The sequence below is a fragment of the Streptomyces sp. SS1-1 genome (genome assembly GCF_008973465.1).
Lineage (GTDB): Bacteria > Actinomycetota > Actinomycetes > Streptomycetales > Streptomycetaceae > Streptomyces.
In genome coordinates this window covers 182,728-198,142 of sequence record NZ_WBXN01000004.1, presented here as the reverse complement: position 1 = coordinate 198,142, position 15,415 = coordinate 182,728, and the positions used below count along the sequence as shown (strand labels likewise).

At 74.0% G+C, this 15,415-nt stretch carries 4 protein-coding genes; all 4 read left to right on the top strand.

Features of this window, described 5'->3' with window-relative positions; all coding sequences use genetic code 11:
* The first annotated feature begins 6 nt into the window (after positions 1–6).
* From F8R89_RS01990 to F8R89_RS01975, 4 genes are read left to right on the top strand one after another with little or no spacing between them, the layout of a single operon-like run.
* Positions 7–1,197, top strand: a complete 1,191-nt coding sequence (locus tag F8R89_RS01990) for a DUF993 family protein (RefSeq protein ID WP_151782303.1) — start codon at positions 7–9, stop codon at positions 1,195–1,197.
* A complete protein-coding gene (locus F8R89_RS01985; protein WP_151782302.1) occupies positions 1,194–2,603 on the top strand; it encodes an NAD(P)/FAD-dependent oxidoreductase in 1,410 nt (469 codons plus the stop codon). The genes F8R89_RS01990 and F8R89_RS01985 overlap by 4 nt, the downstream gene beginning before the upstream one ends.
* The gene (locus F8R89_RS01980; RefSeq protein ID WP_151782301.1) at positions 2,600–10,456 is read left to right on the top strand and encodes a type I polyketide synthase; all 7,857 of its coding nucleotides are present in this window, start codon (positions 2,600–2,602) and stop codon (positions 10,454–10,456) included. The genes F8R89_RS01985 and F8R89_RS01980 overlap by 4 nt, the downstream gene beginning before the upstream one ends.
* A gap of 5 nt (positions 10,457–10,461) precedes the next feature.
* Positions 10,462–15,378, top strand: coding sequence for a type I polyketide synthase (locus F8R89_RS01975; protein ID WP_151782300.1), 4,917 nt, complete (start codon positions 10,462–10,464; stop codon positions 15,376–15,378).
* Positions 15,379–15,415: the final 37 nt, after the last annotated feature.

Here is a 15,415-nt window from a genome sequence, read left to right as displayed (position 1 = left end):
GCAGAGATGATCAAGCTTCCCGAGGCGGACGGCTCCCTCACCACCTACGAGCCGGACCACACCGCCCCCACACACCCGGCCGACCCCACGCCCTTCCGGACCCGGTCGATGCTGGCGACGGCCCACGTCCTCGCCGACCCGCTCGCGGACAACGAACCGCTCGGCCCGGTCGGCCCCACCCCGCCGCCGCAGAAGCTGGACTGGGACGCCACCCTCGCCTTCCGCCGGCACCTGTGGTCGTACGGCTTCACCCTGTGCGAAGGCATGGACACCGCACACCGCGGCATGGGCGTCGACTGGCCGCTGGCCGCCGAACTGATCCGCCGCTGCGGCGCCGAAGCCAGGGCCGTCGGCGGACGGATGGCCGCCGCCGTCCTCACCGACCAGATCGAGCCCTTCGAACCCTGCACCCTCAAGGACGTACAGGCCGCCTACGAGGAACAGCTGGCCGTCGTCGAGGAGGCGGGCGCCCAGCCCGTCATCATGTGCAGCCCCCACCTCACCGTCGCCGCACGCGGCCACGACGACTTCGCCGAGGTGTACGGCGCCCTCATCCGCCAGTCCAGCCGGCCCGTCATCCTGCACTGGATCACCTCCGAATGGGACCCCCGCAACACCGAGTACTGGGGTCCGGAGGAACCCGAACCCGCCTACGACGCCCTCCTGGACATCGTCCGCGACCACCCCGGCAAGATCGACGGCGTCAAGATCGGCCCAGCCGACCTGGACCGCCAGATCGCCTGGCGCGCCAAACTGCCCGACGGCGTCAAGTTCTACACCAGCGACACCACCGACTACGCGCGCATGTTCGTCGGCGACGACAAGGGCCACAGCCACGGACTCACCCCCGTCTTCGACCCCGTGATCCCGCTCGCCGCCCAGGCGTTCCGCGCACTCGACGACGGTGACGACACCCGGGCCACCGAACTCCTCGAATCCACCCTGCCGTTGAACCGGCACCTGTTCAGCGGCGAAGGACGCAGCATCTACTTCTTCCGCACCGGAGTGACGTTCCTCGCCTGGCTGTCCGGACACGCCCCGCACTTCCGGATGGTGTGGGGAGAACAGTCCGCCCGCTCGGTGCCCCACCTGGCCACCGCCTACCGGCTGGCCGACGAGGCGGGCGCCTTCCCCGACCCCGACCTCGCCGAACGACGGATGAAACTGTTCCTCGCCATCTCGGGGGTCGACCAGTGAGCCGCGCACTCGTCCTCGGCGGCGGACTCGCCGGCATGCTGGCCGCCGCCGCCCTCACCGGCACCGTCGACGAGGTCGTCGTACTAGAACGCGACACCTTCCCCGACACCCCCGAACCCCGCCGCGGCCTCCCGCAGGGCCACCACAGCCACATCCTCATGCGCGGCGGCGTCGAAGCCATCGACGAACTGCTCCCCGGCACTGTCGACGAGCTGTACGCCGCCGGCGCCAAGAAGCGCGGCCTGCCCTCCGGCGCCCTGGCCCGCGGTCCCGAAGGCTGGATGGAACGCCTCGACACCGACGCCTACCTGCTGCTGTGCAGCCGGGACCTGCTCGACCACATCGTCCGACGCCAGGTGCTCGGCCACGACCGGATCGCCGTCCGCGAGGCCACGAAGGTCCTCGGCCTGACCGGCGGCGCCACCCGCGTGACCGGTGTCCTCACCGAGACCCCCGACGGGGAGGAACGACTCGACGCCGACCTCGTCGTCGACGCCACAGGCCGCGGCTCCCACGCCCCCGCCTGGCTCACCGCGCTCGGACTGCCCGAGGTCCGCGAGGACGTCGTCGACGCCGGCGTCACCTACGTGAGCCGGTGGTTCGAGGCACCGCCCGGCACCAAGGACGACTTCCCCGGCGTGATGATCCAGATGACCCCCGGCACCGGTGAACCCGGCCAGGGCGCCGGACTGCTGCCCATGGAGGAAGGCCGCTGGATCCTCAGCCTGTTCGGCAGCCGAGGCGGCGAACCCCCCAACGACGAGGAGGGCTTCGCACGGTTCGCCCGCGAGCGGCACCACCCGATCATCGCCGACCTCATCGCCCAGGCCACCCCGTCCGGCCCGATCCGCACCTACCGCAACATCCCCGACCGCCGGCGCCGCTACGAGAAACTGCCGCTGCCCGACGGCTTCGTCGTCATCGGCGACGCCGCGTCCGCACTCAACCCCGTGCACGGCACCGGCATGTCCGTCGCCGCCCAGTGCGCCCGCCTGCTGCGCGACGAACTCGCCGACGGCGGCCTGCGGCCCAAGCTCACCCGGCGCGTCCAGGCCGGCATCGCCCGCATCAACGGCGGCGCCTGGCGGCTCGCCGTCAACACCGACCAGGGCCTGCCCGGCGTCCGCGCCAACGTGCGCCTCCAGGGCGGCGCCCTCGCCGACCGCATGGCGGCCCGCGTCGCCCGCACCGGCTGCCGCGACCCGCACGTCATCAACGCCGTCTTCAGCGTGGCCTCCCTGGTCAAGCCCATGACCGCGATGATGTCCCCGGCCTTCCTGCTGGCCGTGCTGCGCGGACCCCGCAAGCCCGCGCTCACCTCCGAGGAGGCCATCGCCCAGTTCCCGGAGTTCGGCGACCTGCTCCCGTACGGCGCGTCGGACCGGCCGACCCGCAACACGGCATGAGTGCGGCGCAGGCAGGGCCCGGCCCGGGCCCGACGGTGATCCCCTGGGCACTGTCCGGCCGAGGCCGGGCGGCGCTGCGCGGACAGGCGGAACGCCTCGCCGCCCACGTGACCGACGGCCCCGGCGCCGGCAGCGCCGCCGACATCGGGCACTCCCTGCTCACCACCCGCGCCCTCCTCGGACACCGGGCCGTCGTCCTCGGCACCGATACCCCCGGACTCCTCGCCGGGCTGCGCCTCCTGGCCACGGGCGAACGCCCCGACGACACGACGGCCACCGCCGTCACCGGCACCGCGCTGCCCGACCCGCGGGTGGCGTTCGTCTTCCCCGGACAGGGCTCGCAGTGGCGCGGCATGGCCGTCGAACTCCTCGACACCGCACCGGCCTTCGCCGACCGCATGAACCAGTGCGCGACCACACTCGAGCCGTTCATGGAGCAGGACCTCCTCGACGTGCTCCGCGACACCGGGTCCCCGCTGTGGGACCGCGTCGACGTCGTGCAACCCCTGCTGTGGGCGGTGATGGTGTCGCTGGCCGCGCTCTGGGAGTCGTACGGCGTACGGCCCGCGGCCGTCGTCGGCCACTCGCAGGGCGAGATCGCCGCGGCCTGCGTCGCCGGCGCGCTGTCCCTGGAGGACGGCGCACGCGTCGTGGCCCTGCGCAGCAAACTCATCCGCGCCGAACTCGCCGGCCTCGGCGGCATGCTCTCCGTGCCCCTCTCCCCGAAGGACGTCACCCCACGCCTGACCCCCTGGACGGGCCGTCTCCAGCTCGCCGCGGTCAACGGGCCCTCCTTCGTCGTCGTCAGCGGCGAGATCACCGCCCTGGACGAACTGTTCGCGGAACTGACCTCCGAGGGAGTCCCGGCACGCCGCATCGCGGTGGACTACGCCTCGCACTCCCCGTACGTCGAGACACTGCGGGACGCCCTGCTGGAAGCCCTGGCCCCGGTGAACCCGACCGCGGCGGACGTCGCGTTCTACTCCACCGTCACCGGCGCCCCACTGGACACGACGGAGCTGACCGCCGACTACTGGTACCGGAACCTGCGCGGCACCGTCCGCTTCGCCGAAGCCACCCAGGCCCTGCTGACCGACGGCTTCCGCGTCTTCGTGGAGACGAGCGCCCACCCCGTCCTCACCAGCTCCGTCCAGGACAGCTGCGAAGCCGCCGACACCGACGCGGCCGCCCTCGGCTCCCTGCGCCGCGACGCCGGCGGCCTCGACCGCTTCGCCCTGTCGCTGGCCGAGGCCCACGTACGGGGCGTCCCCGTGGACTGGACGTCCTTCCTGCCGGGCGCGCGGACCGTCGACCTCCCCACCTACGCCTTCCAGCGCAAGCGCTACTGGAAGGACCCGGCCGGTGCCAGAGCCCCGCAGCGGGCCGCCGCCGGACAGCGGACCGTCGACCACCCCCTGCTGTCCGCCGCCGTCGAGCAGGCGTCCACCGGCGGCACCCTGTTCACGGGCCGGATCTCCGTCCAGGACCAGCCCTGGCTCGCCGACCACGAGGTGTACGGCGCGACCGTCGCACCAGGCGCCCTGCTCGTCGAGCTGGCCCTGTGCGCCGGCGAGCAACTGGACTGCCCCACGGTCGCGCAGTTGACGCTGCGGGCCCCGCTCGTGCTGCCGCAGGACGGCGGAGTCGCCGTCCAGGTCGCCGTCGGCGACGCGGACGACTCCGGCGCACGGCCCTTCACCGTGCACTCCGGGGTGTCCGAGGACACCGGGCCCTGGACACTGCACGCCGAAGGCGTGCTCACCGACACCGGTGCCCCGAAGGCCGAGGCCGACCTCGACCAGTGGCCACCGGCCGAGGCCACCCCCATGGACGTCACGGACGGGTACACCGCGCTGGCGGACCGCGGATACGGGTACGGCCCGGCGTTCCAGGGCGTCACCGCGATGTGGCGGCGCGGGGACGAGATCTTCGCGGAAGCGGAACTCCCCGACGGGATACGGGCGGACGCCGACCGCTACCTCCTGCACCCCGCCCTCCTCGACGCCTGCCTGCACCCCGGGGCGCTCGGCGACCCCGACGCACCCGCACTTCTCCCCTTCGAGTGGACCGACCTGCGCCTGCACGCGGTCGGCGCGAGCGCCCTGCGCGTCCGCATCGCCGCAGGCGACCGGGGCGACCGGCTGGACGCCACCGACACCACGGGCCGTCCCGTGCTGTCACTGGCCGGACTGTCGGCGCTGCCGGTGGCTCCCGACCAGCTGGCCGCAGGACAAGCCGCCCCGACGGTGGAGCCGCTGGCGCTGGAGTGGGTGCCGGTCCCGGCGGACGCACCGGACCACGGTCAGACCCTCGCCGACCTCGACGCGGTGCGGGCGACACGGGACGACACGACGACCGCGCCCGACACCGTGCTCTGGACGGTGGACCGAGCCGCACACCAGGACGTGACGCAGGCCGCGCACGAGTCGGCGTACCGGGCGCTGACCGTCCTCCAGGAGTGGCTGACCGACGAGCGCTTCGCCACGTCGAAGCTGGTCGTGCTGACCCGGCGAGCCGTCTTTGCACCCGGCGACGAACATCCCGCCGATGTGGTGGTCGCCCCTGTGTGGGGACTGGTCCGCGCGGCCGTCGCGGAGAACCCGGATCGGTTCGTCCTCGTCGACACCGACGACCACCCCGACTCCGCCCGCGTCCTCGCGGCCGCCGCGTCGACAGGCGAACCGGAACTGGCCCTGCGTGCCGGCACCGCCCTCGCCCCCCGGCTGCGGAAGACACCGCTGACCCCCGCTGCCGTGCCCACCCCCGACCCTGACGGCACGGTGCTGGTGACGGGTGGGACGGGTGGTCTCGGCGGGTTGGTGGCGCGGCATCTGGTGGCGGTGCATGGGGTGCGGCGGCTGGTGTTGGCCGGTCGCCGGGGTGTGGGTGCTGCGGGGGCGGGGGAGTTGGTGGCCGGGCTGGAGGGGTTGGGTGCCGAGGTCTCGGTGGTGGCGTGTGACGTGTCGGACCGGGCTGCGCTGTCTGGGGTGCTGGCGGGGATTCCGGCCGATCATCCGTTGACGGGTGTGGTGCATGCGGCGGGTGTGCTGGACGACGGTGTGGTGGCGTCGTTGAGCGCGGAGCGGCTGGACCGTGTGTTGCGGGCGAAGGCCGACGCCGCCTGGCACCTGCACGAACTCACCCGCGACCACGACCTGGCCTTCTTCTGCGTGTTCTCCTCGGCGGCCGGCACGGTCGCCCCGGGAGGGCAGGGCACGTACGCGGCCGCCAACACGTTCCTCGACGCCCTTGCGGACCACCGCCGGGCGGCTGGACTGCCGGGTCAGTCGCTGGTGTGGGGCATGTGGTCCCTGGACACCGGGATGACCGGCCACCTCGACGAGACGGCCCGGCGCCGCCTGCGACGGCAGGGCTTCGGCGTGCTGCCCGAGGCGGACGGGCTCGCGCTGTTCGACGCGGCCCTCGCCTCCGGCGCGCGGGTGCCGGTCCTGATGAAGCTGGAGCCCGCCGGACTGAGGGCGCGGGCCGAGTCCGGCACGCTGCCCGCCGTGCTGAGCTCCCTGGTGAGAGTGGCGCGCCGGCAGGCCGCGAGCGCCGCGACCGGTGCCACGCTCGCCGACCGGCTCGCCCGGCTGCCCGACGAACAGCGCCGCCCGATGCTGCTGGAAGTGGTGCGCCGGGAGGTCGCGGACGTCCTCGGCCACACGAGCACCGAGGGCATCGCACCCGACCGCGCGTTCAAGGAACTCGGCTTCGACTCGCTGACGGCCGTCGAACTGCGGAACCGGCTCAACACCGCCACCGGCCTACGGCTCCCCGCGACCCTGGTGTTCGACCACCCGACCGCCACCGCGGTCGCCGACCACCTGCGCAGCCAGATGCTGGGCACCACGAACCGCCGTACGGCGGCCGCCGCGTCGGCGCGGGTGGATGACGAGCCGGTGGCGATCGTGGGGATGGCGTGCCGTTTCCCGGGCGGGGTGTCGTCGCCGGAGGAGTTGTGGCGGCTGGTCGAGTCCGGGGTGGACGCGGTGACGGACTTCCCGTCCGGCCGGGGCTGGGACGTGGACGCCCTCTACCATCCCGAACCGGGCGTCGCCGGACGCAGCTATGCGCGGTCGGGCGGATTCCTGCACGACGCCGCCGAGTTCGACGCGGACTTCTTCGGGATCAGCCCCAACGAGGCGCTGGCCATGGACCCGCAGCAGCGGTTGCTGTTGGAGACGTCGTGGGAGGCGCTGGAGCGGGCCGGCATCGACCCGCGCACGCTGCGCGGCACCGCCACCGGCGTCTTCGCGGGCCTGATGTATCACGACTACCCCCACAGCTCGGCGGCCGGCGCGATCGCCTCGGGCCGGGTGGCGTACACGTTCGGCCTGGAGGGCCCCGCGGTCACGGTCGACACGGCCTGCTCCTCCTCGCTCGTGGCCGTACACCTGGCGGCGCAGGCGCTGCGCAACGGCGAGTGTTCGCTGGCCCTGGCCGGCGGCGCGACCGTGATGGCCACACCCGAGGTGCTGCTGGAGTTCAGCAGGCAGCGCGGTCTTTCGCCGGACGGCCGTTGCCGCTCGTTCGCCGCGACGGCGGACGGGACCGGGTTCTCCGAGGGCGCGGGCGTGGTGCTGCTGGAGCGGCTGTCGGATGCGCGGCGCAACGGGCATCCGGTGCTGGCGGTGGTGCGGGGTTCGGCGGTGAATCAGGACGGTGCGTCGAACGGGCTGACGGCGCCGAACGGGCCGTCGCAGGAGCGGGTGATCCGTCAGGCGCTGGCGTCGGCGGGGTTGTCGGCCGCTGATGTGGACGTGGTCGAGGGGCACGGGACCGGCACGACGCTGGGCGACCCGATCGAGGCGCAGGCGTTGCTGGCGACGTACGGGCAGGACCGCCCCGAGGGGCACCCCCTGTGGTTGGGCTCCGTCAAGTCGAACATCGGGCATACGCAGGCTGCTGCGGGTGTCGCCGGGATCATGAAGATGGTGCTGGCGATGCGGCACGGGGTGGTGCCGCGGACGTTGCATGTGGATGAGCCGTCTTCGCAGGTGGACTGGTCCGCGGGCGCGGTCGAACTGCTCACGGAGGCCAGGGAGTGGGCTGGTGAGGGCCGTCCGCGTCGGGCCGGTGTGTCGTCGTTCGGAATCAGTGGGACGAACGCGCACGTGATCGTGGAGGAGCCGCCCGCGGTCGAGGCGCCGGCTTCCGGAGATGACGTGGCGCCCGTGGCGTGGGTCGTGTCCGGTAAGACCTCCGAGGCGCTGACCGCCTACGCCGATCAGCTCCGGTCCTACGTGGCGGAACACGAGGAGCTGCGGCCTGTGGACGTTGCCTGGTCGCTGGCCGCACGGACGCAGTTCGAGCACCGGACCGTGGTCGTGGGGGCTGACCGCGAGGAACTGCTGCGCGGTTTGGGTGACGCCGGGGGAGTACCTGCGGCGACCGGCCGGCTCGCCTTCCTGTTCACCGGGCAGGGAGCCCAACGGCTGGGCATGGGGCGCGAACTGGCGGCCCGTTTCCCGGTGTTCGCCGCCGCCTTCGACGAGGTCGCCGCCGCGCTGGACGCGTATCTGGAGCGGCCCCTGCGTGAGGTCGTCTGGGGCGAGGATCCCGAGCTCGTCGACGGGACGGGGTGGGCGCAGCCCGCGCTGTTCGCGTTCGAGGTCGCGCTGTTCCGGCTGCTGGAGTCGGCCGGGCTGAAGCCCGACTTCGTCGCCGGGCATTCGATCGGCGAGCTGGCCGCCGCCCATGTGGCCGGCGTGCTGAACCTGAAGGACGTGGCCCGGCTCGTGGCGGCGCGAGGCCGGCTGATGCAGGCGCTGCCTGTCGGTGGTGCGATGGCATCCGTCCGTGCCGGTGAGGACGACGTGCGAGCGGCGCTCCTGGACGGTGTGGAGATCGCCGCGGTCAACGGCCCCGCCTCGGTCGTGATCTCGGGAGCCGCTGTCGCTCTCGCGGAGACGGCCGAGAAGCTGAAGGGTCAGTACAAGGTGACCCGTCTGCGGGTCAGTCACGCGTTCCACTCGGCTCTGATGGAGCCGATGCTGGACGACTTCGCCGAGGTCGCCTCCCAGTTGCACTACTCCGTTCCACGTATCCCGGTGGTCTCGACCTTGACCGGTCAGCGGGTGACCGACGAGCTGTGCGACCCGCACTACTGGGTCCGACAGGTCCGCCGGCCCGTCCGCTTCGCCGACGCCCTCGCCACCCTCACCGAAGGCGGCGTGGACACGTTCCTGGAGGTCGGTCCCGACGCCGTCCTGGCCGCCATGGTGGAAGGCCCCGCTCACGCGGCCGCCGCCACTCAACGCCGCGAACGCGACGAAGCGCACACCCTCCTCACGGCCCTCGGCGCCCTCCACACACGCGGCGTCGACGTCGACTTCACCACCCTCCATCCCGGCCGGCACCTGGAAGACCTGCCCACCTACCCGTTCCAGCGCGCCCACTACTGGCTGCCCCCGTCACTCGGCACGGACCCCGCCCGGAGCGGGCAGGGGACGACCGGGCACCCCGTCCTCGCGGCCGAGGTGTCCGTCCCCGGCACCGATCTGCTCCTGCTCACCGGACGCTTGGCGCAGGCCGAGCAGGACTGGCTGGGTGAACACGACCTGCACGGGCGGCTCCTGTTCCCGGCGGCGGGGTTCGTCGAGTTCGCGCTCACCGCCGGACGCCGGGTGGACTGCGGGCTGCTCGCCGAGCTGACCGTGGAGTCGGGCCTTTGCCTCGACGAGGGACCGGTCACCGTCCACGTCGTCGTCGGTGCGCCGGATTCCGAGTCCGGGGCGCGGCCGGTGACCGTCCACAGCCGCCGCGACAAGGACACGCCCTGGACCCGGCACGCGTACGGCACGCTCGAACCCCTCGCTCTCCCGCCGGCGGACGTGTCCGGGCCCTGGCCGCCCGTCGGCGCGACTCCGGTCGACGTGCGGGAGGTCTACGAGGCGCTGCTCTCCGCCGGGTACGGCTACAGCGCACTCTTCCAGGCGGTCACGGCTGCCTGGCGGCACGGCGAGGAGACGTACGCGGAGGTCGCCCTGCCAGAGGAGGACGACGGCGGCGCCGACTTCGCGCTCCATCCGGCGCTCCTCGATGCCGCCCTGCACCTGGACCGTCCGGTGGACGAGGTGACCCAGCCGGTGGTGTGGAGGGAGGTGGCCGTCGGGACCGTCGGCGCGCGCACTGCGCGGGTACGGATCTCACCCGTCGACGGCGGTGTCGCGCTGACGATCTCCGACGGCGACGGACGGCCCGTACTGACCGCCGCACGCGTCGAGAGCCGGGCGTTGCCCGCGCCCGGACCGGTGGACCCGGCCGCCCCCACCCGGAAACGGCCGTCCGTCAGGATGCCGGCACCCGGGGACGGCCTGCGCGAGCGACTGGCCGGCCTGCCGGAAGGCCCCCGCGCGGACGCACTGCTCGAACTGGTCCGAACGCACGTGGCCGCGGTCCTCGGGCACGGGGCGTGGCAGGACGTGGCGCCCGACCGGCCGTTCCAGGACCTCGGGTTCGACTCGCTGGCCGCCGTCGAGCTGCGCAAGGCGCTGAGTGCGGCCTGCGGACGCTGGCTGCCGCCCACGCTGGTCTTCGACCACCCCACCGCGCGGGAGCTGGCGCACCACCTCGGTGAGCAGCTCACCGCCGCCACCGACCCGGCGGACCCCGTGCTGTCCGAGGTGGACCGGCTCGCGGCCCTGCTCAGTGGTGCCGAGCTGGAGCAGGCCGCGGCCCGCAAGGTCACCGGGCGCCTCGAGGCGCTGCTCCGGGAGTGGCGGGACGCCACCGCGGAGTCCGGCGGAACGGCTGCCGGGGAGCCCGACGGCACGGCGGCCGAGGGCGACCGTCTGACCTCCGCGTCCGACGACGAACTGTTCGCGATGATCGACGACCTGCGGAGCTGAGGACCATGGGCAACGACGACAAGCTCCGCGAGTACCTCAGACGCGCCACCGCCGAACTCCGGCAGACCACTCGCAGACTCCGCGACGCCGAGCAGCGGTGGCACGAACCCATCGCCGTCGTCGCGACGGGCTGCCGGTTCCCCGGCGGCGTGCGCGGCCCCGAGGACCTGTGGGACCTGGTCGACTCCGGTACGGACGCCGTCTCCGGGTTCCCCCGCAACCGGGGCTGGGACGTGGACGGCCTGTACGACCCGGAGCCGGCCACGCCCGGCAGGACGTACTGCGCGCAGGGCGGCTTCCTGCACGACGCGGGCGAGTTCGACGCGGACTTCTTCCGGATCAGTCCGCGCGAGGCGAGGGAGACCGACCCGCAACAGAGGCTGCTGCTGGAGCTGTCGTGGGAACTGCTGGAACGGGCCCGTATCGCCCCCACCTCCCTCAAGGGCAGTTCCACCGGCGTGTTCACGGGCCTCGTCTACCACGACTACACGGCCCAGGGCATCGGCAGCCTGGCCAGTGTCGCCTCCGGGCGGATCGCCTACACCCTGGGCCTGGAAGGGCCCGCCGTGACCGTGGACACCGCCTGCTCGTCCTCGCTGGTGGCCGTGCACCTGGCCGCCCACGCGCTGCGGGCCGGCGAGTGCGACCTGGCCATCGCCGGCGGCGTCACGGTGATGGCCACACCCGACTCCTTCGTCGGCTTCAGCCAGGACCGCGGGCTCGCCCCCGACGGACGCTGCAAGTCGTTCTCCGCCGACGCCGACGGCACCACCTGGTCCGAGGGCGCCGGACTGCTGCTGCTGGAACGCCTGCCCCGGGCACGCCGCCTCGGCCATCCGGTCCTTGCGGTGCTCCGCGGCAGCGCCGTCAACCAGGACGGCGCCAGCAACGGCCTCTCCGCCCCCAACGGCCCCGCCCAGCAGCGTGTGATCGAACAGGCGTTGCGCAGCGCCCAGTTGTCGGCCGACCAGGTCGACGCCGTCGAGGCGCACGGCACCGGAACCTCCCTCGGCGACCCCATCGAGGCACAGGCGCTGCTCGCCACCTACGGGCAGGGCCGCACCCCCGACCGGCCGCTGTGGCTCGGCTCCGTCAAGTCCAACATCGGGCACGCACAGGCCGCCGCCGGGGTCGGGGGCGTGATCAAGATGATCGAGGCGCTGCGCCACGAGACGCTGCCGCCGACTCTGCACGTCACGGAACCCACGTCCGGCGTGGACTGGTCGGCCGGACACGCCCGGCTCCTGACCCGGGCGCGGCCGTGGCCGCGCACCGGCCGTCCCCGGCGGGCCGGGGTCTCCGCGTTCGGCCTCAGCGGGACCAACGCGCACGTCATCATCGAGGAGGCCCCTCCCGCCGACGTACCTCCGGCTGAGGCTCCTCCCGCCGACGGCCATCCGGCTGAGGCTCCAGCCGCAGCCGCACCCACGGAAACCGAGTCCGCTCGGCGCACAGCCACGCCCGGCCGCCGTCCCTCGCCGCTCCTCGTGTCCGGCCGCGGCGAACCGGCCCTGCGCGCCCAGGCCGCAGCCCTCCTCGACCATGTCCGTGCCCACCCCGGCCAGTCCATGCTCGACCTGGCCCACTCGCTGGCGGTGTCGCGAGCCCACCTTGAGGAACGCGCCGCAGTGATCGCCGCCGACGAGGAATCGGCCTACGCCGCGCTCGCCTCGCTGGCCGACGGCGGTACCGCGCCCGGCCTGGTGCGCGGCGCGGCGCCAGCCGACGCGAGGACGGCGTTCCTGTTCACCGGGCAGGGCGCCCAGCACCTCGGCATGGGCCGCGAACTGCACGCCGCCCACCCCGTGTTCGCCGCCGCCCTCGATGCCGCCACAGCCGCACTCGACCCCCACCTGGACCGTCCGCTGCGCGACGTGATGTGGGGTTCCGACGCCGCGCTGCTCGACCGGACCGGCTACGCCCAGCCCGCCCTGTTCGCCGTGGAGGTGGCACTGTTCAGGCTGCTGGAATCCTGGGGCGTACGGCCCGACCACCTGCTCGGCCACTCCGTCGGCGAACTCGCCGCCGCCCACGTGGCCGGAGTCTTCACCCTGACCGACGCCGCCCTGCTGGTGGCCGCGCGCGGCCGGCTGATGCAGGCGCTCCCGGCGGGCGGTGCCATGGTGGCCGTACAGGCGCCGCCGGACGAGGTGACGCCCTTCCTGGACGACCGGGTCGCGGTGGCCGCCGTCAACAGCCCCTCCTCGCTCGTGCTGTCCGGCACCGAGGACGCCGTCATGGCCGTGGCGGACAAGCTCCGCGGCGCGGGCCGGCGCACCAGGAGGCTCGCCGTGTCGCACGCGTTCCACTCGGCGCTCATGGAACCGATGCTCGACACGTTCGCCGAGGTCGCCGCCGGGATCCGCTACGAGGAGCCCCGGCTCGCGGTCGTCTCCACGCTGACCGGCCGACCCGTCACGGGCGAACTGACCGACCCCGGTCACTGGGTGCGGCAGGTCCGCACCACCGTACGGTTCGGCGACGGCGTGCAATGGCTCATCGACCGGGGTGTGACCACCTTCCTCGAACTGGGCCCCGACGCGGCACTGAGCGCCGTAGGACCCGAGAACGTGCCGTCCGGCGCCGACGTGGCGTTCGTGCCCGTGCTGCGCCGCGACCGCCCGGAGGAGCAGGACCTGGTCACGGCAGTGGCGCGCGCCCACACCCGGGGCACCCCCGTGGACTGGTCCGCCTTCCACGCGGACAGCGGCGCCCGTCTGATCGACCTGCCGACCTACCGCTTCCAGCGCACCTGGTACTGGTCCGAGCCCGCCCCGCCCGCCACGGCGGCGGCCCCCGACCCGGCCGACGAGGACTTCTGGAACGGACTGGAGCGAGCCGACCTGCCCGCGCTGGCGACGGACCTGGGCGTCCGCTCCGAAGCGCTGGCCGAGGTGCTGCCCGCCCTGGCCGCGGCCCGCGGCACCCGGCGCGCCGAGGCCCACGTCGCCGACTGGCGCTACGGCGTGGTCTGGCAGCCGGCCGCAGAGCCCACACCCCGCCGCACCGACGCCGGTTGGCTGCTCGTGCTGCCCGAGTCCCACACCGGTGATCCCCTCGTGACGGCGGTCACCGCCGCGCTGACCGAGCACGTCGGCGACGTCGTCACCTTCCCGGTCGGCCCGGACGAGGACCGTACGGCCCTGACCGCCCGGCTGCGCGAACACACCGCCGGGCGCGACCGTGCAGCGCCGCGAGGCGTCCTGTCCCTGCTCGCCCTCGCCACCGGGCCGCACCACCGGCACCCCGCCCTGCCCGGCGGACTCGCCGCCACGGTCACCCTCGCGCAGGCACTCACCGACGCCGCCGTGACCGCCCCGCTGTGGTGCGCGACCGTCGGCGCCGTCGCCGTCGACGCCACGGAACAGCCGGACCCCGCCCAGGCCATGCTGCACGGCCTCGGCACCGGACTCGCCCTGGACCTGCCGGACACCTGGGGCGGCCTCGTCGACCTGCCCGCCGACTCCGACGCGGGGGCACTGCGCAGGATGTGCGGCGTGCTGACGGCGGCGGCCGGTGACACCACACCGCAGACCGCACCCGAGGACCACGTCGCCGTCCGCCCGGCGGGGGTGTTCGCCCGCCGCATGGTGCGCGCACCCCTCGACGGGCCCCCGGCAGCGCCCTGGCGCACCTCGGGCACCGTCCTGATCACCGGCGGAACCGGCGGGCTCGGCGCCCATGTCGCCCGCCTCATGGCCGAAGCCGGTGCCGGACACCTCCTGCTCGTGGGCCGGCGCGGCGCGCGGGCACCGGGCGTCGAGGAGTTGCGCGCCGAGCTGGCCGAGCTGGGCGCGGACGTCACCGTGGCGGCCTGCGACGTGTCCGACCGTGCCGCGCTGCGGGCCCTGCTGGACGGCATCCCCGCCCGCCGTCCGCTCACCGCCGTCGTCCACGCGGCCGGCGCCCGGCAGCGGATCGCACCGCTGGGAGACCTCGCCCTCGGCGAACTCGCGGACGTGGCGCGCGCCAAGGTGACCGGCGCCGAGAACCTGCACGAACTCCTCGCCGGCACACCGCTCGACGCGTTCGTGCTGTTCTCGTCGGGCGCAGCCGTATGGGGCAGCGCGGGCCAGGCCGGCTACGCCGCCGCGAACGCCCACCTGGACGCGCTCGCCGCCGCACGCAGAGCCCGGGGCCTGCCCGCCACCGCCATCGCCTGGGGCTCCTGGGACGGCGGGATGGTCGACGCCGAACTGGCCACGGGCATGCGGCGACTGGGCGCCCCTCCCATGCGGCCCGACCTGGCCGTCACCGCGCTGCGGCAGATCCTCGACCACCGCGAGCACCATGTCGTGGTCGCCGACATCGACTGGGCCCGCTTCGCCCCCGTCTACACGATGGCCCGCCGGCGCCCCCTCCTCGACGCGCTGCCCGACGCAGCCACGCACGGGAATGCCCCACCGTCCGGCGACGGCGACGCACTGTCCGGCCGGCTCGCCGGACTGCCGCCCGCGCAGCAGGACCGCGAGGTGCTCGACCTCGTCCGCACCCACGTGGCCGCCCTGCTCGGCTACGACGACCCGCAGACGCTGGAGCCCGCCAAGGCGTTCACGGACCTGGGCTTCGACTCCGTCGCCGCCACCGACCTGAAGATCCGGCTGTCCGCGGCGACCGGCCTCGACCTGCCCGCCACCCTGGTGTTCGACCACGCCACCCCCGCCGCGGTCGCCGCCCACCTGCGTACCCTCCTCGCCCCACCCACCGACGCGGAACGGCTCCTCGGCGACCTGGACCGCCTCGAGACCGCCCTCGCGGCGCTGCCCGCCGAGGACATCGAGCGGCACCACATCACCGGCCGGCTCCGCGCCCTCCTCACAGCGGCCGAGACGACCACCACGGACGGCGGCCCGATCGGCGAGGACGCCACCGCCGACGAGATCTTCGACTTCATCGACAACCAGCTCGGACTGAACGGATGAGCCCGCGCACCCGACCCTTGCGGATGAGGACAGTGTG

Bases quoted from the DNA above. Each gene is read 5' to 3' on its own strand.
- F8R89_RS01980 (WP_151782301.1), top strand. From the start codon at position 2,600: ATGAGTGCGGCGCAGGCAGGGCCCGGCCCGGGCCCGACGGTGATCCCC.
- F8R89_RS01990 (WP_151782303.1), top strand. From the start codon at position 7: ATGATCAAGCTTCCCGAGGCGGACGGCTCCCTCACCACCTACGAGCCG.
- F8R89_RS01975 (WP_151782300.1), top strand. From the start codon at position 10,462: ATGGGCAACGACGACAAGCTCCGCGAGTACCTCAGACGCGCCACCGCC.